19 protein-coding genes and 1 tRNA gene are annotated in these 24,081 nt (G+C 41.2%); 7 read left to right on the top strand and 13 right to left on the bottom strand.

Going from position 1 to position 24,081, the window contains the following annotated elements; translation table 11 throughout:
- Positions 1-32: 32 nt before the first annotated feature.
- Positions 33-2,633: an outer membrane beta-barrel protein gene (locus tag BP74_RS01360; RefSeq protein WP_496370288.1), complete on the bottom strand. Its 2,601-nt coding sequence runs from the start codon at positions 2,631-2,633 to the stop codon at positions 33-35.
- A gap of 143 nt (positions 2,634-2,776) precedes the next feature.
- Positions 2,777-2,850, bottom strand: a tRNA-His gene (locus BP74_RS01355).
- Positions 2,851-3,124: 274 nt separating this feature from the next.
- On the opposite strand from BP74_RS01355, the gene BP74_RS01350 reads away from it, so the two are divergent.
- A complete protein-coding gene (locus BP74_RS01350; protein ID WP_496370286.1) occupies positions 3,125-5,269 on the top strand; it encodes a carboxy terminal-processing peptidase in 2,145 nt (714 codons plus the stop codon).
- Between the two features lie 40 nt (positions 5,270-5,309).
- Here the strand turns inward: BP74_RS01350 and BP74_RS01345 are convergent, their stop codons facing one another.
- The 11 genes from BP74_RS01345 to panC form a co-directional block, all read right to left on the bottom strand.
- Positions 5,310-5,840 (bottom strand): DinB family protein, encoded by a 531-nt coding sequence (locus tag BP74_RS01345; RefSeq protein ID WP_496370284.1) that lies wholly within the window; start codon positions 5,838-5,840, stop codon positions 5,310-5,312.
- A gap of 77 nt (positions 5,841-5,917) precedes the next feature.
- The gene (locus tag BP74_RS01340) at positions 5,918-7,588 is read right to left on the bottom strand and encodes a S8 family peptidase (RefSeq protein WP_496370282.1); all 1,671 of its coding nucleotides are present in this window, start codon (positions 7,586-7,588) and stop codon (positions 5,918-5,920) included.
- A gap of 217 nt (positions 7,589-7,805) precedes the next feature.
- Complete coding sequence (gene amaB / locus BP74_RS01335; protein ID WP_496370280.1) at positions 7,806-9,332, bottom strand: L-piperidine-6-carboxylate dehydrogenase; 1,527 nt, start codon at positions 9,330-9,332, stop codon at positions 7,806-7,808.
- A 5-nt stretch (positions 9,333-9,337) separates the two neighbouring features.
- Positions 9,338-11,269 (bottom strand): TonB-dependent receptor plug domain-containing protein, encoded by a 1,932-nt coding sequence (locus tag BP74_RS01330; protein ID WP_496370278.1) that lies wholly within the window; start codon positions 11,267-11,269, stop codon positions 9,338-9,340.
- A 47-nt stretch (positions 11,270-11,316) separates the two neighbouring features.
- Positions 11,317-12,135 (bottom strand): 3-methyl-2-oxobutanoate hydroxymethyltransferase, encoded by an 819-nt coding sequence (gene panB, locus BP74_RS01325; RefSeq protein ID WP_496370276.1) that lies wholly within the window; start codon positions 12,133-12,135, stop codon positions 11,317-11,319.
- A gap of 83 nt (positions 12,136-12,218) precedes the next feature.
- Positions 12,219-13,115, bottom strand: a complete 897-nt coding sequence (locus BP74_RS01320) for a Ppx/GppA phosphatase family protein (protein ID WP_496370274.1) — start codon at positions 13,113-13,115, stop codon at positions 12,219-12,221.
- Positions 13,096-15,183 (bottom strand): polyphosphate kinase 1, encoded by a 2,088-nt coding sequence (gene ppk1 / locus BP74_RS01315; protein ID WP_496370272.1) that lies wholly within the window; start codon positions 15,181-15,183, stop codon positions 13,096-13,098. The genes BP74_RS01320 and ppk1 overlap by 20 nt, the downstream gene beginning before the upstream one ends.
- Before the next feature lie 57 nt (positions 15,184-15,240).
- Complete coding sequence (gene rfaE2, locus BP74_RS01310) at positions 15,241-15,699, bottom strand: D-glycero-beta-D-manno-heptose 1-phosphate adenylyltransferase (protein WP_496370270.1); 459 nt, start codon at positions 15,697-15,699, stop codon at positions 15,241-15,243.
- On the bottom strand, positions 15,686-16,738 hold the full coding sequence (locus BP74_RS01305; RefSeq protein ID WP_496370268.1) for a lysylphosphatidylglycerol synthase transmembrane domain-containing protein: 1,053 nt from the start codon (positions 16,736-16,738) through the stop codon (positions 15,686-15,688). Before BP74_RS01305 ends, rfaE2 begins: the two co-directional genes overlap by 14 nt.
- A 105-nt stretch (positions 16,739-16,843) precedes the next feature.
- Complete coding sequence (panD, locus tag BP74_RS01300) at positions 16,844-17,188, bottom strand: aspartate 1-decarboxylase (protein ID WP_496370266.1); 345 nt, start codon at positions 17,186-17,188, stop codon at positions 16,844-16,846.
- 38 nt (positions 17,189-17,226) lie between these two features.
- Entirely contained in the window at positions 17,227-18,069 is an 843-nt protein-coding gene (gene panC / locus BP74_RS01295) for a pantoate--beta-alanine ligase (RefSeq protein ID WP_496370264.1), read from the bottom strand.
- Between the two features lie 90 nt (positions 18,070-18,159).
- On the opposite strand from panC, the gene BP74_RS01290 reads away from it, so the two are divergent.
- From BP74_RS01290 to BP74_RS01265, 6 genes are all read left to right on the top strand, one after another.
- On the top strand, positions 18,160-18,975 hold the full coding sequence (locus tag BP74_RS01290; protein ID WP_496370262.1) for a glycogen/starch synthase: 816 nt from the start codon (positions 18,160-18,162) through the stop codon (positions 18,973-18,975).
- Between the two features lie 27 nt (positions 18,976-19,002).
- On the top strand, positions 19,003-20,454 hold the full coding sequence (locus BP74_RS01285; RefSeq protein WP_496370260.1) for a hypothetical protein: 1,452 nt from the start codon (positions 19,003-19,005) through the stop codon (positions 20,452-20,454).
- 66 nt (positions 20,455-20,520) lie between these two features.
- Entirely contained in the window at positions 20,521-21,774 is a 1,254-nt protein-coding gene (gene metK / locus BP74_RS01280) for a methionine adenosyltransferase (protein WP_496370258.1), read from the top strand.
- A gap of 59 nt (positions 21,775-21,833) precedes the next feature.
- Positions 21,834-22,334 (top strand): hypothetical protein, encoded by a 501-nt coding sequence (locus BP74_RS01275; protein ID WP_496370256.1) that lies wholly within the window; start codon positions 21,834-21,836, stop codon positions 22,332-22,334.
- A gap of 39 nt (positions 22,335-22,373) precedes the next feature.
- The gene (rlmB, locus tag BP74_RS01270) at positions 22,374-23,144 is read left to right on the top strand and encodes a 23S rRNA (guanosine(2251)-2'-O)-methyltransferase RlmB (RefSeq protein ID WP_496370254.1); all 771 of its coding nucleotides are present in this window, start codon (positions 22,374-22,376) and stop codon (positions 23,142-23,144) included.
- A 61-nt stretch (positions 23,145-23,205) separates the two neighbouring features.
- Positions 23,206-24,075, top strand: a complete 870-nt coding sequence (locus tag BP74_RS01265) for a hydroxymethylglutaryl-CoA lyase (RefSeq protein WP_496370252.1) — start codon at positions 23,206-23,208, stop codon at positions 24,073-24,075.
- Positions 24,076-24,081 lie beyond the last annotated feature (6 nt).

The following is a 24,081-nucleotide window of genomic DNA, read 5'->3' as shown; positions in this document are numbered from 1 at the left end:
TGGGGAGAGCTTCCTAAACTATCTGGTGAATATTACATGTTCATATTGCCCATGTCAACATTATTATCTGCTTTTGTATTCTTCCGTTTGAACAGGTTGGCATCAAATTTACCGAAACGGTAGTTGAAGTTCAGCCTGAATATCTGCGGATCTCTTCTTCTTACTATATCCTGTACAAAGAAGGTTGATTCTGAATGTGCATCATACTTGCGGGTACGAAGTATATCATTCACATTCAGGGAGAGGGAAGCTTTCTTATCTTTCAGGAATTCAAATTTCAGTGCAGCATCCACACCATAATTTGGCCTTATATAACCCTGTGAGGCTGTGTTATTTCCTCCAAACATACCCCCACCGCCAAATCCACGGCCACCACCACCAGGAGAGGAAATGATCTTGGACTGGTAATCGCCGGAAAGCTGGAATGAAAAGTTTTTGGGTAGTTTGAAGTTGTTATTCAACTTCAAAAAGTAACTGGGAAACTGTTCAGGACTTTGCTGGTTGTCTATGGTAACCTTAGCTGTAAAAAGGTTTACATTGGAAGTAAGGTCCCAGAAATTGGTAAGTTTATTCCTGGCGGTTAGTTCAAGACCTGTTATGTACATGCGGTTGGCATTGATATAGGTATTGACCACACCGTACTTACTGATACTTGTATCAATTTTCTGAAACCTTGTGATCAGGTCATTGGTATTTTTGAAATAGGCGGAAGCAATAAAATTATCCCGGTTCTTAAAGGTTTTAGAATAGGAGAGTTCGAAGGAATTGGTAAACTCCGGCTGCAGTGCAGGGTTACCCACACTTACGTTGAGCAGGTCGCTGGAATCTATAAAAGGAAACAACTGGAACACATTGGGACGATTGATCCGGCGACTATAGTTAAACTGCATTTCATCAGTTTCGGTCAGCTTTTGAGACAAGAACATGCTAGGGAAGAAGCTGATGGGGAAATTGATCTTGAACGTCTGATTCTTAGTCGGGATATCGCCTGTGTAATCAGACCTCTCCGCTCTTAAGCCTAACTGGTAACCAAAACTCTTTATGCGGCTTGAAAAAGTTGCGTAAGCGGCATACACATTATCCTTATTATTATAAATGGTATTTAAAGAAGTTGGCTTGAGATCACCATTGAGACTCCTGGTGTAGAATTGGTTGAAATTATTGCTCTGACGCAGTGAAGCCCTGGCGCCAAGTTCTATTTTGGAATTGGCTGATATTGGGTTGGCATAATCTGTTTGCAATACCCAACTTTCGTTGGTACCACCGCCTAATTGTATCTGCTGGTATGTTTTATTAAATACATTTCCAGGCATGGCATAATAGTCAGTGTTGGTATTGTTCTCACTTGTGCTTTTTCCTTTATCATAAGTGGCATCTGCCGTTAGTTCATGGCCTGTTTGTGGGAAATTATGCTTATAACTTAATTGGGCCCTGGAGTTATTAAAAGTATAATCCGTATTGGAAACTCTATGCTGGTAAGAACTTCCATAACCCATGCTGTGGGCAATGGAGTCAATATTGATATCACTTACCTGATCCGGAGACATTTTACCTTTCATAATTGTACCACTTACGGTTAGCGTATTCCGGTTGTCTATAAAATAATCTACGCCAGCTCTGCCGAAATGGAATTGACCGTTTCCTTCGGACCTGTCATTTTGAGTAAAATGCGTGCTGCTGTCATTGTTGCCGAAATTAGTCCGGTCAGTAAATCCATTACTGATAGATTTTCGCTGAAACAGGTTCCCGCTTCCAAAAATATTGATCTTATTCTGGCGAAGGTTGATATCAAGGCCTCCACCTACACGGCCACGGCTGTCGGCATTTACACGGAGATTTCCGCTATAGCCTACCCGCCTGTTCTTTTTCATAACTATGTTTAGTATGCCTGCAGTTCCACCGGAAGCATCAAATTTTGCAGAGGGATTGGTGATGATCTCTACGCTTTCAATGGCATCAGCAGGAATTTGTTCCAATGTTAAATTGGTAGGACGGCCATCTACAAATATCTGAGGCGCATTATTTCTTAAGGTGACATTGCCATCAATGTCCACATTTACCGATGGCACATTCTTCATAACATCCACTGCCGTACCGCCAGCAGAAGTAAGGTTTTTGTCAACATTGAATATTTTTCGATCGATACCCATTTGCAGCATAGGTTTAGCCGCCGTAACCGTTACCGCACCTAAAACATTTTCATCTATCTGCATTTTGATATTTCCCAGGTCCTTGTCAAGGGCGCCCAGCATGGCTGAAGGGTCATTGCCCATGGAATTTCTATTGGGCATTTCGAATGCTACCGGCATATCCAGTTCTTTAAAGCCTATACCTGTGATCTTTAATTTGTATTTTCCAAAAGCAGGCACATTTTCTATGCTGAAATCCCCGACAGCACTGGTTAACATACCACCGATAATATTTTCTTTAGGTTTCCTTGTAGCACTATCCATTTTGGTGGTGACCAGCGTCACAGACACTGCTTCAAGGCCTTTGTTGGCTGCATCAACCACTTTGCCGTAAAATCTTCCGGTAGGAGCCTGCCCATTACCTCTCATCTGGCCACCTGGCATTTGTGAAAATGATTGCGCTGAAATGCATCCTAACAGAAATAAAACTAAAAACTTTCTCATGTATTTATAATTGCGGAGCAAAGGTAGACCGCAATGCGGGGGTTAGTTGACTAATTAACCTTATTTAACATTAAACTCTTTAAGAGGTTGAAATACAATATCAATGGCAAATAAAAAGGCCTCCTGTTGCCAGGAGGCCTTTGGGTGACTGAGGGGTCTCGAACCCCCGACCCTCAGAACCACAATCTGATGCTCTAACCAACTGAGCTACAGCCACCGTGTGGGCTGCAAAAATAATGAAATGAAGTTGATAATCTGCTTCTAATCATTCAAAATTTTTCTGTTTTTGCAGTGGCACATTTATTTTATTATTTGTTATTAATATTACCAGGGGAAGTAAATTCCAATAGCAAATTATTAATTTGATCATTGGACTACGGAAAGTTTCCGCTTGTCAAAAACGTTTGTTAAAGGGATAAACTATAGTAACAGAGCATTTTATTTAGACTAAATTTGGTACTATGCCCAAGGCACTTAAATACATGTTAGATATGAAAAGACTTCCAATATTAATTGTGATGGTTGTCGCCGGAGTTTTCCTGGCGTTCAACACTATGGGAAAAACCAACTCCAAGATCCCACCCTCTAAGTATGAAAAGATCCTGCAGATTGTGGGAGAGATATTGAGCCAGGGCCATTATAGCCCTAAAGACATTAATGATGACTTTTCCAAAAAAGTATTCACAAAGTATTTTGAGGAACTGGACCCAGACAAAAATATATTCCTGCAAAGTGATATTACATCCTTAGATAAATATTCTACCCGGATAGACGACGAGATCAAAGGTGCTCCCGTTCAGTTCTTTTTAGAGGCAGGAAAGATTTTTAATAAAAGGGCAGAGGAAGCTACTGCTGTTTATAAAGAGATATTAGCTAAGCCTTTTGATTTTTCTGTTAACGAAACTATCGTAACAGACCCTAAAAAAGTAAATTTTGCCTCTTCTGTCTCTGAAAGGAAGGAACAATGGCGCAAGCGTTTAAAATACCTGGCGCTGCAGCGTTTTGTTGACTTGCAAGATGCAAGGGAAAGCAACAAGGGTAAGGAAGGATTTGTAGTGAAAACAGATGCCGAACTGGAAAAGGAAGCAAGAGATAAGGTAAAAACCACGATGGACAGGATCTTCGACAGGTATCGCTTGAAGTTTAATGACGATGAAAAATTCAGTGTATATGTGAACACCATTACTTCTATGATGGATCCTTACACAGAGTTTTTTCCCCCGGTAGATAAAAGATATTTTGATGAGCAGTTAAGCGGTTCCTTCTACGGAATAGGTGCACAGCTTACCTATGAAGAAGGTAACATAAAAATTGCCAGTGTTCTTCCAGGTGGCCCGGCACAAAAATCAGGAGAAGTAGAAGCCGGGGATATAATAGTGAAAGTAGCACAGGGAAAAGAAACACCTGTAGAACTGACGGGATATGATGTAACAGATGCAGTGAAGATCATAAGGGGGCAAAAAGGTACCGAGGTGAAACTGACACTACGTAAAAAAGATGGTACATTAAAACCTGTCTCCCTTATCAGGGATAAGATCGTCCAGGATGAAAGTTATGTTCGCAGCGCGGTGATCAACCAGGGTACATCTAAGATCGGTTATATATTTCTGCCTGAGTTCTATGCTAATTTCGATGATCCAAATGACCCTCATAGAAGCTCAGCCGATGTGGCCAAAGAAGTACAAAAGCTGAAAGAAGATAAGGTTGATGGTATAGTTATAGATCTTCGAAACAATGGTGGTGGCTCTTTATATGATGTTATCCAGATAGCCGGCCTGTTCATTGACCAGGGACCCGTGGTCCAGGTAAAAGACAGGGAAGGCCAGCCGCAGGTAATGAGGGATAAGGATGGTGGAGTGTTATATGATGGCCCATTGGCAGTTATGGTAAATGAATTCAGTGCTTCGGCTTCTGAAATATTTGCAGCCGCTATCCAGGATTATGGCAGAGGTGTGATCATTGGAAGTTCCAGCACTTATGGGAAAGGAACTGTTCAGCGCCCTATAGGCCTTGATCCGACATCTAATTTCCTCGCTACCAATTCAGACCTGGGGTCTTTAAAATTGACCTTGCAAAAGTTTTATCGCATTAGCGGAGGCTCCACCCAATTAAAGGGTGTAGTTCCTGACCTGGTAATACCTGATTATTATGAGTATTTGAAAATGCGTGAAAGGGATAATAATAATGCATTGCCATGGGACGAAATTTCCAAAGCTTCCTATAAAATCTGGCAGCCGGGGTATGACCTTCAAACCATCAAAACCCTTGGCTCTGCAAGGATTGCCAATGATTCAGTTTTTCAATTAATAAAGAAAGAAACGGATATGCTGGCAAAGCAGGATGATAAGGTTTATCCCCTGCAGATTGACCAGTTCCGTAAAGAACAAAGGATCACCCGGGATGCGGTTAAAGAAATAGAAAAGCTGGTTAAAATGGATAAGAACATGCAGGTATCCTTCTTAAAGCAGGATGAACAGCGTTATGTATCTGCAGATAAGGATAAAACTGAAAGATATAAGCAGTGGCTGAATAATGTGAGTAAGGATGTGTATGTTGACCAGGCAGTGAAAGTGATCAATGATATAGTGAACCAGCAGAATATTGCTAAAGGAAAAACAGCCCAGAAAACCTTTTAATATTTATTGATTAAAAAATAAATTTTCTAAAAACCATCTCTTACAAAGAGATGGTTTTTTCTTGCAGGTATCTTTCCTTCAGTATGCTTTTATGATGTTGCATATGACCCAGGATGATATACCCAATCCCTTTTACATAAACCGGGTTTCCGTTAGCAGTTCCTGTTTCATTCAACATAGTTGGGTCAAAGGATCTGAATAATAATGCGGTGGACCTTTGTACGGCTTTTAGTTCCTCCACCAAGTCTTCCTTCGTCCGAAGCCCGGCCATTGAATTCAAAGCATAATCATTCTCTTCAAAACCAGGAAGTGGAGTCTGGTCTTTCCTGGAAAAACACAGAGCCCTGTAACAGAAGATCCTTTCTGCATCAATAATATGTTGTACCATTTCCTTGATGGACCACTTCCCAGGTGCATAGCGGAAGTCCCATTTCTCTGATGGAATGGCATCCAAAAAAATGATGAATTCAACAGGGTAGTGGTCCAGTGCTTCATTAAGATCCTTATCACTAACCTGGTTAATATATTTATGATAGAATTCGGGAATCCTGGAAAGGTCAACTTTGGCCATAGATGATATTTTTATAGGCTGAAAATAAAAAATCCCGGTAATACTACCGGGATTTAAATGATATATGGCACCTACACTTAAGCTCTTTTGGTCTTTTTTATTTTGATCTTCGTTTTAACTGGTGTAACATCACCTTGCTTTGTAAGGGCATCTGCAAGCTTTGCCGCTTCATAAGCATTCACCACACCGCCTGTCTTACTGAGTTCAGAAAATGGAACTAATTTATTTGAGTTGGGTTGTGTCACCTTTACTTTGGGATCAACGGCACTTTTTTCAATAACCTGTTTTACCTGTTGAGGAGTTAGCGTGGGATAATATTCCAGGAGGAAGGCTGCAACCCCTGCTGTAACAGGAGAGGCCATACTTGTTCCCGAAAGATTCCTGTAGGTATTTCCGCCAGGAACAGTAGAATAGATATTAACCCCTGGGGCAAATACATCAACTTCTTTTTTACCAAAGTTGGAAAAATCTGCTACCAGGCCACCATTAGTTGGATCACCACTGGCACCTACCATGATCCAGTTATTCACTTTTTCATGATCTAGCAATATAGGAGAAGGGTAGTGTTGCATGGTATCAACTAAAAAGCCTTCATTTCCAGCTGCTGCTACCAGTATCACCCCTTTACTTTCAGCATATTTTACAGCATCATCCACCCATTTTTTATTGGGTGAGTAATATTTGCCAAAACTCATATTGATCACGCGGGCGCCATTATCCACAGCATACCGTATGGCCAGGGCAATATCCTTATCATGCTCATCTCCATCCGGAACAGCACGAACCATCATGATGCGAACATTGTCTGCAATTCCATCAATGCCTTTACCATTATTCCTTACGGCAGCAATGATACCGGAAACGTGCGTGCCATGTAAGGCAGAGGACATCCCGGCCATAATATCATTATTGCCGTAGAAACGGTCATTGATATCATTTTCATTATCCTTAACTATTTCACCCCGGTAGTCTTTTGGAGCTGTATTGGCTGCATCCGCCTTTGTAAGGTCGGCTTCAATACCATCCAGAATTTCTGTATTGGGAATTTCAAAATTGTTGTTGTTGCCCTCGCTGATGTTCAATATCACATTTCTCATTACTACTGCATCAGGATTGGTTGGCTTATACGTTTTCAGGTCTTCACCATTGTACTCATCTTTTTTCAATTCCTTTTTGATCACAGAATCGCCTCTTTTTAAAGAAGGGAACAAACGCTTAATGAAGAATAGTTCATTTTGATCAACGCCTTTTGTGATGTCTGATTTAGCTCTCAACCACATCTTGAATTCTTCCTGGTCTTCTTTACTTAAAGTAGATGGATCCTTGATATTTTCAAAGCGAGGCTTCAGGGCATGATATAACCTGGCTGCCTCATAAGAATCTTTGTCAACATTTCTTCCATCACGTCCACCAAGAAAATTCCAACCATGAACATCATCCACATAACCATTCCCATCATCATCAATCCCATTGCCGGGAATCTCCTTAGGGTTAACCCATAGAATGGGTTTCAGGTCTTCATGCGTCGTGTCGATCCCGGAGTCAATGACTGCAACTACTACAGTTTGACTTTTCTTACCTTTTACAAATTCATAGGCTTTATCCAGGCTAATACCATAATAACCTTCATCCAGGCTTTTTAAATGCCAGCCATTGGTAGATGCTTTTTTGGAACTTTGAGCAAATGAGGTTAAACAGAATCCTGAAATGAAAACAACAAGTACGGATCTCTTAAATGAATAAACCATCAGATATTGTTTAATAAATTGAGTATTTGTAAAAATAACCAAACACTTAATAATAAGTTGTCAAAACGTATACAATTGGTTTGCCCGAAATTGTTAAAACACAACAGGTTATTGCACAGCTATTCAGCTATATAATGCGCTTAACCTATAATTATATATAATAAAAAACTCCCCAATAATAACCGGGGAGTGAATTATGGTTTGAATCGGATGAGGTTTACAGATCGAATTTGATGCCCTGGGCTAAGGGCAGGCTTGTACTATAGTTAATGGTATTGGTTTGTCTTCTCATATAAAATCTCCAGGCATCGCTTCCGCTTTCACGGCCACCACCCGTTTCTTTTTCGCCACCGAAAGCCCCGCCGATCTCTGCTCCCGAGGTTCCAATATTTACATTAGCGATACCGCAATCACTACCAGCGGTAGAAAGAAATTCTTCCGCTTCTCTCAGGTTCAAAGTCATTATCGCAGAAGACAAACCCTGTGGAACACCGTTTTGAAAGGCAATAGCCTCATCAAAAGTTTTATATTTCAACAGGTATAAAATTGGAGCAAAAGTCTCATGCTGTACTATTTCAAAATGTGGCTGCGCTTCAGCTATGCATGGTTTAACATAGCAGCCTGTTTCAAATCCTTTTCCTTCCAGAACCCCGCCTTCCACAATAAAAGAACCGCCCTCGGCCTTACACTTTTCTATAGCATTCAGGTATGATTCAACTGCAGTTTTATCTATAAGAGGACCCACATGGTTGTTTTCATCTAAAGGGTTGCCAATCCTTAACTGGTTATAGGCCTTCACCAGTTTTTCTTTGAATACATCATATACTTCTTCGTGGATAATAAGCCGGCGTGTGGAAGTGCAACGTTGGCCAGCGGTGCCAACAGCACCAAACAAACATCCAATTAAAGCCATATCAAGATCTGCATCCCTGGATATGATGATGGCATTGTTCCCACCCAGCTCAAGCAAGGAGCGTCCAAGTCTTGCACCTACTGCAGCTCCCACTGATTTACCCATTCGTGTGGATCCAGTGGCAGATACAAGAGGTATCCTGTTGTCCTTTGCTATTTTTTCACCTGTTTCCCTTTCGCCTGAAACGATGCTGCTTACTCCTTCCGGAACACCATTATTCCTGAATACTTCAGCGATAATATTCTGGCAGGCCACTGCACACAACGGCGTTTTTTCTGAGGGTTTCCAAATACATACATCTCCGCACACCCATCCCAGCATGGCATTCCAACTCCAAACCGCTACAGGAAAATTGAATGCCGATATGATCGCCACTATTCCGAGTGGATGCCATTGTTCATACATTCTGTGCCCCGGGCGCTCACTGTGCATGGTCAGGCCATGAAGCTGCCTGGAAAGTCCTACCGCAAAGTCACAGATATCAATCATTTCCTGCACTTCGCCCAATCCTTCCTGTAAACTTTTGCCCATCTCATAGGACACCAGTTTTCCCAGGGAATCCTTGTTGGTTCTTAATGCCTCGCCTATTTGCCTGACCACATCTCCTCTTTTGGGAGAAGGCCACTTACGCCATTCAATAAATGCCTTTTGTGCAGTATTGATTACTTCTTCATAGGAACTGTCGTCTGTCGATGTAATACTGGCTATTAGCTTTCCATCAACAGGGGAGTAGGAGTTAATGGTTTTACCCTTACTGGCGATCCAATTTAATCCGGTAGAGGTTCCGCTATTTTGATCCTTAATCCCTAATTGTTTAAGTACATCCTGCATGATCATTATTTTGATAAAGATATTTTTATTCCGCCCATGATCCATAATCCGGGCATAGAAGCGCCCAGGAGGTCCGCATACTTTATATTAAAAAGATTATCTGCCTGTGCAAATACACTGATGCTTTTTTCCCTGATATAAAATTCTGCTTTGGCATTTAAAAGAAAATAATCAGCGGACATTTTAGCTATTGCAGGTGAAGCTGCAACCTGGGGTTGGCGGTCTTTAAAGAGACCAGATACACTCATTACAAATCCCTTATAACTGTACTGCGTGGTGAAATTTACCAGGTATCGTGCATGTGATGAAATGTAAAGGGATGGTATAGTATCACTTTCCGAACTATGCAGCCAGAGCGATCCTACCGTAACCAATAATTCCTGGTTTGAAGAAAAAGTCTTTACATATTGAAGGTCTGTTTCTACCCCCGTGGTATGCACTTTGGCTATATTTTTTGCCAGGTAATAAGAGCCTGAAGGAATGAGATTTTCTTTTCGAGGCATTTCGCTATACGGTGTTAATACATAATCTATTAATTTAGATTGGGAGCGTTGAAAGAAAGTAGCTGATAATTTGATTGAATTTCCTGCATAAATATCAGCACCACCTTCATAACTAAATGATCGTTCTGTCTGCAGGTACGGATTTCCAATTTTACCACTACTGACAATCGTTTTATTGTAATTATTAAAGCGCTCTGTAAAATCAGCGTCTCTTGTTGTTTTTCCGGCACTTCCCCTCAATTGAAAAAACTCATTTCTAAAAGATAAATTCATTTGTGGTACCAGTTCCCAGCCTGCATTCTCCACCCATTCCATGCGCAGGGCAGTAGATACTGTTGTATAATCCCCTAATTTTTGATTGACCAGGGCCAGGATACCAACCTGGCCAAGGGTGTGGTTGCCCCTGTCATTTGATGCAATTTGTTTATTGATGTATTGTCCCCCTAAAACGATGGTGGTTTGAGGTTTTAATTTCCATTCATCAGTTATACCTAACTGGAAAAGCTCACTTGTATTTTGATTGGGTATGGAATGGGGGTTGAAGGTATAATGATCAGCAAGGTGTTTATAACCTGCATTTAACTTCAAAATATTCTTTTGCGCCTGGTGCGTGAGTTGAAGCTGGTTCCAGCTTGTACTTACTTTTTCTTCGGCAGTATCCGAGAGAAAATTGGTATAAAAATTTTGTGCAGCAAATCTCCTGCTATCATAAGAGCTGCGCAATGCCAATTGCCAGTGTTCATTGAAAAAATGAGCTAACGAAACTGTTGCTGTGTTATTATGGAAATAGCCTTTGATACCCCTTTGCTGTTGTCCTGAGGCATTATTTGTTAATCCCCCGATTCCTATAGCAGTTTTCCCATTAGTATTAAAAATGCCTGCACTTGCATTTAATAATCCATAAGTTCCGGCATTGACCTGTGCCACCGCATTAGAGGCGTGTGTGTCTTTTTTTGTAGCAAATGTTTTGGTTATAATGTTGATCACGCCACCCACAGCCTCTGTACCATACACTGCAGAAGAAGCTCCTTTTAATATTTCAATCCTGTCAATTTCGGATGGGGTAACAGGAAAATAGCTGGTGAAATGACCGGTGTTAGGATCATTCAATCTTACGCCATCCATAATCACTAAAACCTGTTGAAAGGTACCTCCGCGTAAAACGATATCACTTTGAGAACCCATCGCGCCACGGGATTGTATTTCAATGCCCGGCAGGTACCTGAGTAATTCATCTATAGAGTTGACAGGTAAATTATAAAAACGTTCGCCTTTTATAACGTAAATGTTGCGCCCTGTTTTTGAAATTCTTTCCGGGCTGACCGAGGAAGTTACGGTTACCGGGTCAAGATTGGCCTCATTTTCCTGGGCTATGCAAAAAGCCGGTAAACTAAGGGTTAAGAGCTGGATCACTATCCTTGTAAGTGCGTTCATTGTCATTTTCAATTGGCCGCAAAAATAGGATACTAACCAAAATGGTTTTAATAGGATTCAGCGTCACTGGGGAAATCGTTGGACCTCACATCATTTATATACTGTTGCACAGCCTTTGTTGCCTGTTCATGAATATTTAGATACTGCCGCAGAAATCTTGGTTTGAACTCCGTATTGATACCCAGCATGTCATGCATTACCAACACCTGCCCGTCGCAGTATTTGCCTGCACCAATGCCAATAGTGGGTATATGCAGTGCTGCCGAAACTTCCTTAGCAAGGTTTGCTGGTATTTTTTCAAGAACTAAAGCAAAGCAGCCTGCTTCTTCCAGCAACTGTGCATCATTCCTGAGTTTATTAGCCTCAGTTTCTTCCTTAGCTCTCACATTATATGTTCCAAATTTATAAATTGACTGGGGGGTTAGTCCAAGGTGTGCCATCACCGGTATTCCAGCAGCAATGATCTTTTTTACAGACTCCAGAATTTCTTCGCCGCCTTCCAATTTAATGGCATGAGCTCCGGTTTCTTTCATGATGCGGATGGCTGAAGCCACAGCTATCTCACTGTTGGATTGGTAGGAGCCAAAAGGAAGATCTACTACCACCAATGCTCTTTTTGCCCCCCGGATAACAGAAGACGCATGGTAGATCATTTGATCCAGTGTAATAGGAAGCGTGGTTTCATGTCCGGCCATTACATTAGACGCAGAATCTCCCACTAACAATACATCTATACCTGCAGCATCAAATAGGGTAGCAAAAGAATAGTCATATGCTGTTAGCATAGAGATCTTTACTCCCGATGCTTTCATCTTTTGAAGGGTATTGGTCGTAATGCGTTTTACTTCGGGGGCGTTGGCGCTCATAAGCAAAATTTAAATTTTGTAGAATCAATCAAAGTTAGGTACCAGCAAGACAAGTATGTATCACGGAGCATTTTATTCTAACGTCAGTTAGTGATCGCAGTTTTTCGAAGGCGGTCATAAAGTATGTGAATAAGGCCATCCGCCAGGCCTATTTTCGGAACAAATATTTCTTCTGTATCAGCCCATTTCATTACATTGATATAGATCAGCAAGGCAGGCACAATAACATCAGCCCGGTCCTCGCGAAGTTTGTACATTGATATTCTTTGCGATAAACTCAGGCTGCTGAATTCTTTATAATAGTTACGCAGCAATTCAAGGTTTAATGGCTTTCCTTCCTTTCTTTTTGATAGTGAAAATATCTTGTTGATGTTTCCACCAGATCCAATGGCGGTAATATGGTGGTAGCCTGTGGTTTTCTCCTTGATGAATTTTTTCATCTGGTTCCAGTGGTCTTCATTCACCTGGTTCTTTAACAAACGTATGGTTCCAATGTTGAAGGATTCTTTTGAAACCAGTTTGCCATCGCTGAAAAAACTTAATTCAGTACTGCCTCCACCGACATCTATATATAAGTAAGATTCCTGTGTATTAAGGTTTTCTGCCACGTGATTCTCATAAATAAAAGAAGCTTCTTCCTCACCCGTGATCACTTTAATATCAACACCTGATTCTGTCTTTACTTTTTGTAGAATTTCTTTGGCATTGGAGGCATCCCTCATGGCAGATGTTGCTGCTGTGATATAATCTTTTACATGGTAAACATCAATCAGTAATTTGTAGGATTGAATGGTTTTGATCAGCATCTGTTCTTTTTCAGGGGAGATGAGACCTTTTTCAAAAACGTCAAAACCCAACCGTAGAGGCACCCTGACAAGTGTAAGTTTTACAAATTCAGATTTCCCTGCAGGTCCAATGACCACATCAATGATGAGCAGGCGGGCTGCATTACTACCTATGTCAATTGCTGCTAACCTCAACTGGTATGGCTATTTTACGATTTAAATAATTAAATGTTTCTTCCTGCGAACGTATGGGTTCTCCAGGTGTTTTCACATATTCATTGCTTAATTCATTATCCAGCCAACGGGCCTTCACATTATCCTGCAATTGAATATTCAGAATATCTTTTAATTCCTTCTTGATCCGTTCATCAAAAATAGGACAGGATGCTTCCACACGGTGATCAAGATTGCGAACCATCCAGTCAGCCGATGAAATATAAACCTTTTCTTTTCCTCCATTATGAAAGATCCAAACCCTTGCATGTTCAAGGTATTCGTCAACAATGCTTATAGCTTTTACGGGTGCAAGAAACTTATCGTTTTGACCAAACATGCAAAAGATTCCACGGATCACTAAATTAAGCTCTACACCCGCCTTGGCAGCTTCGTAAAGTTCGTTAATGATCTCTTCATCTGATAACGAATTCATTTTAGCGGTAATAATACCTTTCCCTTTTTTCTGAACATTTTTGATCTCCGCCCTTATCAGCCTGATAATCTCTTTTCTGACAAATATGGGGCTGGGAACAATGGTATTACATGCCTTTAAAAAATGTGTTCCTGTTTTATGGTGTTCCAGGTAATTAAATATCCTGTTCACATCGGCCATTATATTTTTATTGGACGTAAGCAGGCAGTGATCTGCGTATACTTTGGCAGTATCTTCATTTAAATTACCTGTACTGACAAATCCGTATTGGACAATCCGGTCCTGCACCCGTTTTCTGATTACACAGACCTTGGCATGTACTTTCATGTTGGGTATCCCTATCAATACTTTGACACCTTCATCTTCCAGTCTTACTTTCCAGGCCAGGTTGGCCTCTTCATCAAAGCGGGCGCGCACTTCCAGCATCACCATCACCTGCTTTCCATTTCTTACTGCATTTATAAGTGCGTTTATCACTTTTGATTGTTTTGCCAACCTGTAGGTAGTGATCTTAATAGAAGCTACATCCGGATCAATGGCAGCCTCTCTCAATAGATCAATAACGGGATTGAAAGAGTGGTAAGGGAAGTGGAGCATTACATCTCTTCTCATGACCACATCCGTAACCCTGTTTTCTAATAATAGGGGATGATCAAATGGTTTTCTTCTCTTGCTTTCCCCGTTGAATACTTCTTTTGGAAAATCCATGAAATGCCGGAAATTATGGATGCGTCCACCGGGAATGATATTATCCCGCTTACTAAGGTTAAATTTCCTGATCAGGTATTCCAGCAAACCCGGATCCATTTCCTTGTCGTAGATAAATCTTACAGGTTTTCCCTTGCGGCGATTCTTGATTCCTTTTTCAATTTTCTGAATCAGGTTGGTCGATATGTCATTGTCAATATCTATTTCTGCGTCGCGGGTTAATTTAAAAACCCCTGACTGGTATTGATCGTAACCGAAATAGCTGAATATCTCGGGTAGGTTGAACCTGATGACATCTTCCAATAAGATTATATGGTGCTCATGATCTGGGGAGGGGAGGATCACAAAACGGCTCATTACCCTGGTAGGAATTTCAATAATAGAATACATTCTTTTTAAAGAACTTTCCTGTTTCCACATGACCACCCCCAGGTAAATGGATTTATCACGCAGAAAGGTTAGCTCCTGAATGCTTTCTATCATGAGTGGGATAACGTTTTGGCTTACTTCCTCTTCATAATATCGTTGCACAAATTCCTGTTGTTCCTGATTGAGTTCTTTTTCTGTGACAAGGAATATTTTTTCTTCTTTGAGTTCTTCAAGTATTCCATCCCAAATACGGTTAAACTCACTTTGCTGGTTTAAAACAGTCATTTGGATCTCCTCAAGAATACTTTCGGGATTAGCTTCCAGGTGCATTTTGGCTTTGCTGCCCACCTGGATCATTCGTTTTAATGTGGCAACTCTTACCCGAAAAAATTCATCAAGGTTATTGGAAAAAATACCAAGGAAACGGATTCTTTCCCGTAGGGGTACAGTTGGGTCAGCAGCCTCCTGCAGCACACGGGCATTAAATGAAAGCCAACTAATATCTCTTGGAATTGTCTTACGCCTGGAATTTGACATGCAAAATGTTTCGTATCGATATAAATATACGCAACATCCGTGCTTAAGTATAAATGGCTATTTATTTTGAAGTTTGTTAATAATTGAAGTGGTAGAAAATCCTTCAACTATAGGGTTTAATACAACTTTACCACCCCAGCTTATTACCTCCGGGGCTCCTGCTATTTCTTCAATTTTATAATCTCCTCCCTTCACCAGGACATCAGGCTGTATAGAAACAATCAGGTCTCTTGGTGTGGGTTCGGAAAACAGGATCACCGCATCGACCATAGCCAAAGCTGCCACAACGAGCGCCCTGGCATTTTCATCGTTTACCGGCCTGTTATCACCTTTAAGGCCTTTGATGGATACATCTGCATTAACAGCAACTACCAGGTAATCTGCCTGCCGGGACGCCTCGGTTAGTGATGCGATATGACCGGCATGAAGGATGTCGAAACAGCCATTGGTAAAAGCGATGGTTTTATTAACTACTCGCCATTGACTGACCTTTCGCAGCAACTCAGGTAATGTCAATATTTTGTTCTGTATACTGTTCCCGGGATTCAATGCTTTGCTTTCTTTTATTGTGATAGGAAAATAAACCTAAAAATATTACACCAGCTCCAATGATAATGATGGTTTGAACAGACCATAATAACCAACCCAATGCATTACCGATAGTGTCCTCATTTAATCCATACAGCCCCATTAATTTGGCTACCAGGAGGGGATAAGCGCCAATACCACCTGGTGTCAATACCATCCCTACACTTCCCACAGCTAAGGTAGTTAACCCTCCGCCAATTCCCAGGTATGCTGTTTCCTGTAAAGCATATATGCCAATAGTGGTGCTGGCCAGGTAAAGCGCCCAGATCAAAACTGAATAAAAAAGAAATATCCCCTTGTGCTTGATGAATTTGATACTGCTCAGGCCATGAAGAATACCCTTGATCACATGCTTGATCTTCGCAACGGCATCAATATGTCCAAAACGTTTAAGCATGAAGTAAAGCAAGCTCAGAATTGTAACAATGATAGCCAGTGCAATCAGGATCTTTTGTATGGAAGCGTGACCGGTTTTATCTGTAAAGAATTTTCCAAATGAATGAGATACATAATCCCCGATGACATGTCCCTGGAAAAGTAGTGCCAGGATAAATACTACGATCAATGAAACGAGGTCTACGGCTCTTTCCATAACTATGGTACCTACCAAACGGTCGGCACGTACGTTTTCATAACGGGAAAGGAGTGTACATTTTACCACCTCACCCAACCGCGGCACACCTGCGTTCACCAGGTAACCAATCATAACAGCGGCAAACGTATTAAAGGTGCTGGGGTGATAGCCCATGGGTTCCATCAATATCTTCCATCGAAGTGCTCTGAAATAATGACTGAGTAGTAATAAAACGAATACAGGGAATATTAACCAGTGCCTGGCTCTCTGCAAAGCATCTTTGATCTGTAGCCATTGTGAATGATCGATCTTACGCACAGAAAGCCATACGAATAAAATTCCCAGCCCGAGGAAAAAAGAATACTGGAGTATCGTAAAGATGGATTTCTTCATTCAATTCGAAGATACCAAAGGAATGCCGAACAGACCAACAGGCCAATAATCAATGTATGGTCAATGTTGAATCAAGCGGTCACCCTTATTCGTTTTCTGAATTTTCTACAACTTGTTTCCTTCCTTTGGGAATACAACCCAGGGTTTAAAAGTTTTGGCATCTTCAAAGGGCATTGATGCATAGGAGATGATAACCACAACATCACCAACCATTCCTTTCCGTGCTGCCGGGCCATTTAAGCAACAAACGCCTGAACCTCTTTTCCCTTTGATCAGGTAAGTGTCCAGTCTTTCTCCGTTATTGACATTCACCACAGTTACTTTTTCATTTTCAATCATATTGGCAGCCTCCATAATGTCTTCATCCAATGTAAGACTACCAACATAATGAAGATTTGCCTCGGTAATAACTGCACGGTGCACTTTAGATTTCAAAACTGCAATATTCATAGCGGACGCAAAGGTAATTTATGGACGTGAAGTCTTTGTTAATTCAAAAGAAGATTATCTATTAATCTCACCTTTCCAATGCTGGCAGCCACCAGGGCAACATCAGCTTCGTTTGTATTTTGGCTGGGTAGCAGATCTTCAGCCCTGGTTATCTCCACATAATCAACCTTGAAGCCTTTTTCAATTAAATGTTCTGTGGCTTTTTCCTTTAGTGACTTTAGTGGTAGTTTGTCCAGTCCGTATTTTATGCTTTCCAGCTCTTTAAAAATGGTAACGGCCAATAACCTTTCATCCTGGCTTAATCTTAAATTACGGCTGCTCATGGCAAGACCTGAAGTCTCTCTTTTTGTAGGGCTTATATGCAGTTGAACTTTTCCCGAGCGATGCGTCAGATCCAATAATTTCCTGATAACCATACATTGCTGGAAATCTTTTTGACCCATATACAGATTATCCGGACCTACGATCTCCAGCAACCTGTCGACTACCTGGCATACACCCTGGAAATGCCCCGGGCGGTAAAATCCTTCCAATCGATGCTCTATAGGACCCAGTTCATAATGTTTTTTTTGGTAACCCGGGGGGTATATCTCGTCAATGGTTGGCGTAAATAATATATCACACCCGGCATTTAGCAATTGTTCTATGTCTTTTTCCAGAGTTACGGGATATAGTGTAAAATCATCTGGATTATTGAACTGCGTAGGGTTGATAAAAATGCTGCACACAGTGATTGCATTGGCTGCCCGGCACTGTTCGACCAGGGATATATGGCCCTCATGAAGAGCACCCATGGTAGGGACAAATCCTACGGTTTTGCCTTTATTCTTTTGGTCTTGAAGATGGTCTGTTATTGTCCCGGCCTTTTTGAAAAGGATCATAAATCTTGAGTGCAGATTTTACTGGCTGCTGCTTTTAATTAGAAATGGTTACCTTTGCAAACCTTTTTTCCAGAGTTTAAAACGGTTACAATGTCAGCAAAGAAAAGAATTTTATTCATTGCCAACGAAATGTCTCCATACCTTGAATTGACTGAGTTTTCAGAAATTGTAAACAAGCTGGCGATAAAATCAAATGATAGCGGTTACGAAGTTCGGTGCATCATGCCCCGGTTCGGAGCCATAAATGAGCGCCGCCACAGGCTGCATGAAGTAGTGCGCCTTTCTGGTATCAATGTCTCTATTGACAATGAAGATTTTCCCCTTCAGATAAAGGTAGCATCCCTGCCTAATGCACGTTTGCAGGTATATTTTCTTGACAATGAAGATCTATTTAAAAGAAAACACATCTTCACTGACGACAATGAAAAATGGTTTGATGATAATGGTTTAAGGACCATTTTCTTTTGCAAGGGAGCCCTGGAAACCGTCAAAAAATTTGGCTGGCCTCCTGATCTCATTCATTGCAGTGGATGGATGACCGGATTAATACCCCTGTATCTTAAAACGGTATATAAAAAAGAACCAGTGTTCTCTCACAGTAAAATCATTTATACCATAGGGCAAACCACATTTAAGGAGAAGCTGGGTACCGATTTCTTACAAAAAGCAATGATTCATCCTTCCTTAAAAGAAAAGGATCTTGAGCCCTATAAAGATGCAAATAACCTGGCTATGTTCCGTGGTGGCGCTACCTATGCAGATGCCATAACTTTCGGTGCAGAAAAGATCGATAAAAAGCTGGTAGATGAATTCTCTAAAGTTCGCGGGAAGAAGACATTGCCCTATAATGCGGAGTCTGATTTAACAGACTATTTACAACTGTATGGCGATCTTGCGAACAAGTAATTTTTCAAACTGCTTTAATTAATATTTGTGAAAAAGCACACCCGGATCTTTTTCTTTGCGGCCCTGTTTTTATTAGTTGGATTTATTTCTTGCAAAAAAATTAATGAAGCTACAGATCTAGGTGGTGATTTAATTCCTGCAGTCGATAATGTAAATACTTTCGAGGTTGCTTTAAATACCGTTACAAATAACCTGCTTTATAACGATACCACAAAGGTTAATTATAGTGACCTGGTAGCAGCAGGTGATTTGAATGACCCTGAATTTGGAACTACGCATGCAGGTTTTCATTTCAATCTCACGCCGGTATCTTTAGGTACTAATCCATTTCTTGGTCGTGACACTACAAAGATCATCGACTCTGTTGTTCTTTCCCTTCAATATGATAATAGTTATGGGGATACAGTTAATGGAGTTCAGACGCTTCACGTTTACGAGATCGCTCAAAACCCAGATTTTAAAGATACTGTTCTATATAAATATGCTGATCCAACCACAGATTTCCCAACAACCGGGTCAGAATTAGGAACTGCAACGTTTACCGCGAAGTCTGCCAAAGATTCTATCCGTCTGATAAGGAAGGGCGATACGACCACTGTAAATAATGTTGTCAGGATCAGGCTAGATAATACATTGGGAGAAAGGTTTGCTCAATATGACACTACCAGTAGCTCGCTTAGTGGTGGTTACTACCTGGATTCCACCAATGGTTCTATTTTCAGGAAATTGTTTGCAGGACTGGCCATTAAGGCAGACAATGGTAGTAATATGCTCAGTTATTTTGACCTTACTACTACTTCAAAAACCAGGCTTACAGTATATTACCAGATAGTACATAACAATGGTACAAGGGATACTTTGTCTACTGATTTTACCCATCGCACCAATGGACAGGCTAATTATGTAAAGATGACACCTGCTTCCAACTGGGCCTCCTATTTGAATAATGGAACTCCAGGTGATGATAAGGTATACATCCAGTCGGCGCCGTCCGGATCTTATGCCTCTGTCAATATACCAGATCTTTCAACCTTGGGAAATAAGGTCATTCACAAAGCGGAGATCATCAGTTCAGTGCTGCCTTCAACTGGTTCAGAGAAATTTACCCCTCCTCCTTATTTATTTTTGGATCATACCAACAGTGGAACCCCCGATACTGCATTTTTGTTTGACAGGGATATAAGCCTCGGTGTAAACAATTCTATAGACCTTAGCCTTTTTGGAGGTAATTTAAAGAATAACCAATATCATTTTGATATCACGCGGTATGTCCAGGGTATTGTGACACGCCATACTCCTAATGATACCTTGCGTTTATATGCTCCTTTAAGAACACAACTGTATGTTCCATTGGCAGGAGCTTATGTAAGACCACAAATAGCACAAGGTATTGGCATGGGCAGGGTGGTGCTTGGCGGTGGCAATTATCTTAATGCCGATCAACGTTTGCGACTACGTATTATTTACTCCAACTTATAATTATGGATCGGGTGTTATATTTGCACCCGATTTTAATTTACTAACTAATATAAATTTTCCCAGTTCATGCCTTACTTATTTACGTCAGAAAGCGTATCAGAAGGTCATCCCGATAAAATTGCCGACCAGATCTCTGATGCTTTAATTGATAATTTTTTAGCATTCGATCCTAATTCCAAGGTGGCTTGCGAAACATTGGTGACTACGGGCCAGGTTGTATTGGCAGGAGAAGTAAAATCTAAAGCTTACCTGGATGTACAGGAAATTGCCCGCCAGGTTATTCGCCGGATTGGTTATACCAAGAGCGAATACATGTTTGAATCCAATTCCTGTGGCATACTTTCAGCTATTCATGAGCAATCTTCAGATATTAACCAGGGAGTTGATCGCAAAACCAAAGAAGAGCAGGGTGCCGGCGACCAGGGAATGATGTTTGGCTATGCCAGCAATGAAACCGAGGATTTCATGCCGCTTGCCCTTGATCTTGCCCATAAATTATTGCAGGAACTGGCAGCATTACGCCGTGAAAATAAACAGATCAAATACCTGCGTCCTGATGCCAAAAGCCAGGTTACGTTGGAGTATGACGACAACAATAAGCCTGTACGTATTGATGCTATAGTGGTTTCTACACAGCACGATGATTTTGGCACGGAGCCGAAAATGCAGGAGCAGATCAAAAAAGATATCATTAATATTCTGATTCCAAGGGTAAAAGCAAAATATAAGAAATACGCAAAGCTTTTCAATAATGATATCAAATACCATATTAACCCTACCGGAAAGTTTGTGATTGGTGGCCCTCACGGCGACACCGGTCTTACAGGCAGAAAGATCATTGTAGATACCTATGGCGGTAAAGGTGCACACGGCGGTGGCGCTTTTAGTGGTAAGGATCCTTCCAAGGTTGACCGTTCAGCTGCTTATGCTACACGCCATATAGCAAAGAACCTTGTTGCCGCAGGCATTTGTGATGAGGTATTGGTGCAGGTTTCCTATGCTATTGGAGTAGCGCAACCTACCAGTGTGAATGTAAATACCTATGGCACTGCCAAAGTTGATATGAGCGATGGTGAAATTGGGAAATATGTTGAAGAGATCTTTGATATGCGTCCTTATTTTATAGAGCAGCGCTTAAAACTTCGCAACCCAATTTATAGTGAAACTGCAGCCTATGGCCACATGGGTCGTAAGCCTGAAGTAGTAACCAAAGAATTCTCTTCACCCGACGGAAAGGTGGTAAAGAAGAAAGTTGAGTTATTTACCTGGGAGAAGCTGGACTATGTGCCGAAGGTGAAAAAAGCTTTTGGAATAAAATAATATTAAAGACAATTGTAGAAACCTCTGTTCTTTCGACAGAGGTTTTTTATTTTCATCCTATGAAAAGAACATTGCTGTTCTCTTTTTTCTCCTTGCTGATCATGATGTTCATTATGCGCTGGCAGGGGCAATCTTTGATCACTCCCTCCAGTTCCATAGGAATTCTTGACCTCGAATTTGCCAAAACCACAGTGCGCCTTAACCAGCTATTGCTTTTCTGGAACTACAATGATATAGCCCTGAACATTTACCTGGATTTTGTTTTTATAGCTGCTTATACATGGTTTTTTATTTCTTCCTGTATCTACCTGAAAGAAAAATTTCCCCTGGTCAACTGGAGTGACCGGTTCATTTCAATGGCTATAGCTGCAGCTTTATTTGATGTATGTGAAAACCTGGTGATGCTCTTTATCATCAATGGCAGATTCAATCCTTCATTTGCACTGCAGGTGGTATTCTACTGCGCCCTGGCCAAGTTTATCCTGGCAGGCATCGTCTTACTCTATATTCTCATTATGTTACCTGTAGCACTGCTGAAAAGGCCCAGGTGGGATTTATAGTTATTTATAAACTAAGCCAGACTAAGTTATTTTTGAAGCGTGAAAAATTTCAGACCCCAGCAAAGGCCTAAGAAGAGTTCCATGATCGTAGGCAAGACTAACATCATCAATGCCCTGCAATCAGGGAAAGCCCTGGATAAAATTTTTTTGAATTCCAAAGCTACTGGTGATCCCGTCAGCCAGATACGGCACCTGGCTTCGCAGCATGGTGTGCCGATAAGTTATGTGCCCCTGGAAAAGCTCAATAGCTTTAATGTTGATAACCATGAGGGTTGTGTGGCATTGATCTCAAAAGTGCAATATCATAACCTCCAGGAGGTCATATCATGGGTGGTAGAGAAGGGTGAGACACCACTTTTCCTTATTTTAGATGGTATTACTGATGTAAGGAATATCGGCGGTATCGCCAGGACCGCCCTGTGTACTGGCGTCCAAGCTATAATTATACCTGAGAAAGGCGTCGGTGCCTTAAATGAAGATGCCATTCTTACCTCGGCTGGCGCTTTGGAAAAAGTAACGGTGTGCAGGGTAAACAGTTTGATGAAAGCCGTTGATGAACTGCACCTGAACGGCATTAAAGTCCTGGCAAGTGAAATGACTGCAGCGACTAAAATCTACGACGTTGATTTTACCACCCCTCTGGCTATAATTATGGGTGGGGAAGAAAAAGGAATCTATCCTGCTTTGATGAAAATAAGTGATGAAAAATTCAGCATTCCTATGAACGGCGATTTTGAATCACTCAATGTGTCAGTGGCTACAGGCATGATACTTTATGAAGCTATGAAGCAAAGAACCCAGGGTCTGTAATAGTAATATTATTCCTTCTTCTAAACTCAGTATCAGGAAAATAATAGAATATAACATGCCTATGCCGTTGTCAATTGATAAAAATTTTCACCTTGTTGAATGTCCGCGGGATGCTATGCAGGGCTGGAAACATAATATACCCACAAAACAAAAAATAGAATATATCAATGCCTTATTGCAGGTTGGGTTCGATACTATAGACTTTGGGAGTTTTGTATCTTCAAAGGCCATCCCCCAAATGGCAGATACTCCAGAGGTTTTGAAAGGACTACAATATCATAATTCAAGATCATCATTGTTAAGTATTGTTGCCAATTTACGTGGGGCAGAAATGGCAGTGTCGTTTGATGAAATCGCTTACCTGGGTTTCCCATTTTCTTTATCACCTACTTTCCAGCTACGGAATACCAACAGTTCAATGGAGGAAAGTGCGAAAAGAGTGGAAGACATCCAAAATCTCTGTATCAGCCGGAATAAGAAGCTCGTCGTTTACCTGAGCATGGGTTTTGGGAATCCTTACGGCGATGCCTATAGCAAAGAAGTGTTATTGTTTTGGGCCGATGAAATGGTCAAAAGAGGAATAACAATTCTTTCATTGGCAGATACAGTAGGGTTGGCTACGCCTGAACAAATCAGTTTCGCCCTAAATACCCTTACACCCAGGTATCCCACCACTACCATAGGGGTACATTTGCATTCGACTCCCTGGAACTGGAAGGAAAAGCTGGAAGCGGCAGTGAATGCTGGTTGCACCCGTATTGATGGGGCATTGAAAGGAATAGGAGGATGCCCAATGGCACAGGATGATCTTGTTGGCAATATGAATACGGAATGGATCATAGATTACCTGGAAGAAAGGAATTTATTGAATAATATTAATAAAGCAGCACTTGAAAAATGCCTTGAACTCGCATCCCGGATCTTTGTTTGATATGAA

The sequence above is a fragment of the Flavisolibacter ginsengiterrae DSM 18136 genome, assembly GCF_059568575.1.
This window is presented reverse-complemented; position numbering and strand designations above follow the sequence as displayed.